The sequence below is a fragment of the Bacillus sp. C30 genome (genome assembly GCF_040838255.1).
GTDB lineage: Bacteria > Bacillota > Bacilli > Bacillales > Bacillaceae_G > Bacillus_A > Bacillus_A mycoides.
Map to the genome: position 1 here is coordinate 1 of NZ_JBFPJH010000351.1, position 3,226 is coordinate 3,226.

At 33.7% G+C, this 3,226-nt stretch carries 2 protein-coding genes and 1 pseudogene; 1 reads left to right on the top strand and 2 read right to left on the bottom strand.

What is annotated here, in order from left to right:
* The coding region (locus AB3X49_RS20025) for an MFS transporter (RefSeq protein WP_367964307.1) at nt 1–639 on the top strand (639 nt) is incomplete at its 5' end.
* Between the two features lie 47 nt (nt 640–686).
* Here AB3X49_RS20025 and ltaS read toward each other — a convergent pair.
* Together ltaS and AB3X49_RS20035 are read right to left on the bottom strand one after the other, a co-directional pair.
* Entirely contained in the window at nt 687–2,660 is a 1,974-nt protein-coding gene (gene ltaS / locus AB3X49_RS20030) for a lipoteichoic acid synthase (protein ID WP_367964310.1), read from the bottom strand.
* Between the two features lie 383 nt (nt 2,661–3,043).
* Nucleotides 3,044–3,226 (bottom strand): annotated as a pseudogene (locus AB3X49_RS20035) (SRPBCC family protein); the annotation flags it as partial.

The window sequence follows — 3,226 nt, forward strand, 5'->3', positions numbered from 1 at the left end:
GTCATTAACGTACTCATTACGATGATTATGTATGCTGATTTAATTCTTTTACCGATTTACTTGCAAAATGGACGAGGTTTCACTGCTTTTGAATCAGGTTTACTTCTATTACCCGGCGCTGTAATTAATGCCTTCTTATCACCTATCACAGGTAAAATGTTTGATAAATACGGGGCAAAACCACTCTTTATTACAGGTTTAATATGTATCATTATATCGATGTGGGGTGTAATTGATTTAACCGAATCCACCACTTATATGTATTTAATGGTTCGTACCATTATTCTACGCATTGGACTAAGTTTCATTTCGATGCCTTTAAATACAGCAGGTTTAAACGCTTTACCAAGAGAACTGGGTTCACATGGTTCCGCAGTGAATAATACCGTACGTCAATTAGCAGGTGCTATAGGAACAGCAGTCATTATCACTGTGTATACAATTCAATCCACTTCACATACTTCACAGTTATCTAGTGAGAATGGAAGCATATCAGCTATGCAAGTAACGAAATTAGCTTCTATCTTCAGCTCAAGTGATGCCTACGTATTTATGTTAGTCTTATCCTTTGTAGCTTTGATTATTGCATGTTTTATGCCTAAAAAAGTAGCACTCCAAAAATCCGAAAGTAAATCTTAAAACAAAAAATCCTACTCGTTTTCTATACGAGTAGGATTTTTTATTATTTATTTCGTTTCCCCGTCTTCAGTCGTCTTCACCTTCGTTTTATCTTTATCACGATTGTTATAGTTATATTTAGAAGGTTCTACCGGTGTAAATCCTTCTGGTGTGTAGAATCGTAATAAGTCACCGTTAACAACTTGGTCGGAGTATTTTAGTGATTTTTGAACCATTTGTTCATTTTGTTTTATTTCATCTGTAAATTCTACAGGTTTCCCAGTCGTTGTATCATAGTATTTGCCGTTAAGTGCAGTAACTGTTGGACTTACGTAGTTACCGTTACGGAACGGAACGACTTGTTTATGCTCTGGTGATAATAAATCTGATCCGAATTGGACATAATTTTTCGTATCTGTACCTAGTAAGTGTAATAAGGTTGGTAGAACGTCAATTTCTCCGCCGTATTGATGTTGTACGCCGCCTTCCATTCCAGGTACGCGAATGATTAATGGTACACGTTGTAATTGAGCATTTTCAAATGAGTTCATTTCTTTACCCATTATTTGAGACATTGCTGCACTATGATTATCTGAAATACCGTAATGATCACCGTACATAACGATAATTGAGTTATCGTATAAACCAGATTGTTTCAAGTAATCAATGAATCCTTTTACAGATTCATCTAAATAGCGTGCTGTTTGGAAGTACGTATCTACTGATGAATCACCTGTTTTAGCTGGTTCAATCGTTGCTTCCGCTTTATCAATCGGATAAGGGAAATGGTTCGATAACGTAATGAACTTCGTATAGAACGGTTGTTTCAACGTTTGTAATAACGGAATTGATTCATTAAAGAACGGTTTATCTTTTAAGCCATAGTTTACTACATCTTTTTCATTCATATCGTAGTATGACGCATCAAAGAATTTATTAAAACCAAATGATTTATAAATTTCATCACGGTTCCAGAATGTTTTGTAGTTACCATGGAACACTGCTGATGTGTATCCTTGTTGTCCTAAAATAGCTGGTGCTGATTGATACGTGTTATGAGCTTTATTTGTAAAAACAGATCCTTGTGGTAATCCGAACATTGAGTTCTCTAACATGAACTCCGCATCAGATGTTTTACCCTGTCCTGTTTGATGGAAGAAGTTATCAAAGTATAACGTATTCGCATCTTTTGTAAATGAGTTTAAGAATGGTGTAACTTCTTGGCCATTTAGCTTGTAGTTTAGTAAAAAGTTTTGGAATGACTCTAAATGAATATAAATTACGTTCATTCCTTTTCCTTTACCGAAATACTCAGGATTTGGACTTGCATAAGTTGATGTAAGATAGTTTCTAACTTCTGTCATATTATCTCCATCCGCTAATGCTCGTTCTGTTGATGCTTTCGCACTTTGAATACCATCATAAATCGTAAAGTTGTACGCCCCTAAATATTTCACGATATAATTACGGTCAAATGTTCTTGTTAACAATTCAGGACGGTCAGATTCTGCCAGACCTAAGTTAACGCTAAAGAATAAAATACTTGCTACAAATACTAGAGATAATTTATGCTTCGCAACACGGATTGGTTTAGGATTTACAAATTTCGTTGCAACTAAAACAATTAAAATGATTGTATCTAAGAAATATAGTGGATCATATAAGTGTAGCAATGCAAAAATACTACCACCTAAATCTCCAAAGTTATTCGTTTGTGTTAATGTCGGGAACGTAATAAAGTCGCTGAAAAAGCGATAATATACTACGTTTGCGTATAAAAGTATAGACATTAGCAAATTAATAATAATTAACCAAATGTAAGCTCGTTTCCCTTTTGCGAATAATGCGAGTCCTAAAAATAGAACTGCTGAGCTTAACGGGTTGAAAAACAGTAAGAACTTTTGGATTGTGTTCGATATCCCTAAATTAAATTCTGTCACATATGCGGCATATGTTTTTAGCCAAATTAAAATAACGGCAAATACGAAAAATCCAAAATGATTACTTAATACTCGTTTACTCTTTAATAAAAATTGTTGCATCTCTCCACCTCTTTTGATCATCCAAGGCTTATTTTATATAAGTCTGTCTCTCTATTCAATTTTTCTTCTTCAAATAGATTTTATTTGTTTAACTATATGAAGAATATTAGTAATTATAATTTGTAGCTTTTATTTATTCAACTATTTCTTTTTAAACATTTTGACCTTGGTTTCTATTTAACAAAATACATTTGTAACATTTCCTGTTTTCTCCCAAGGCTCATCCACTAATTATGACTCCACAAACTATAATCCTTTATTTCCTCATTTGCAAACTAACCTATCTCCAATTTTGGTACATTCATGTAAACTACCCAATTTCATAAAATAAAAAATGTAGTTTGGGCAATTTGCTCAAACTACACTTTTTCGACTACCGTTTATCATCCTTTGTAGCTATCCCCTCTTCTTTTAACCAATTCTTTCAGTCCCATGAATATTACATTCCAACCATGATCAGAGCCATCCTGACACCCCTTTAAAGCTTTTTCAACATCATATTTTGTCCAATCTTCTTCATGAGCAACGATTATATTTTGTGAAAATATCATTTTAAATCCTTGTTG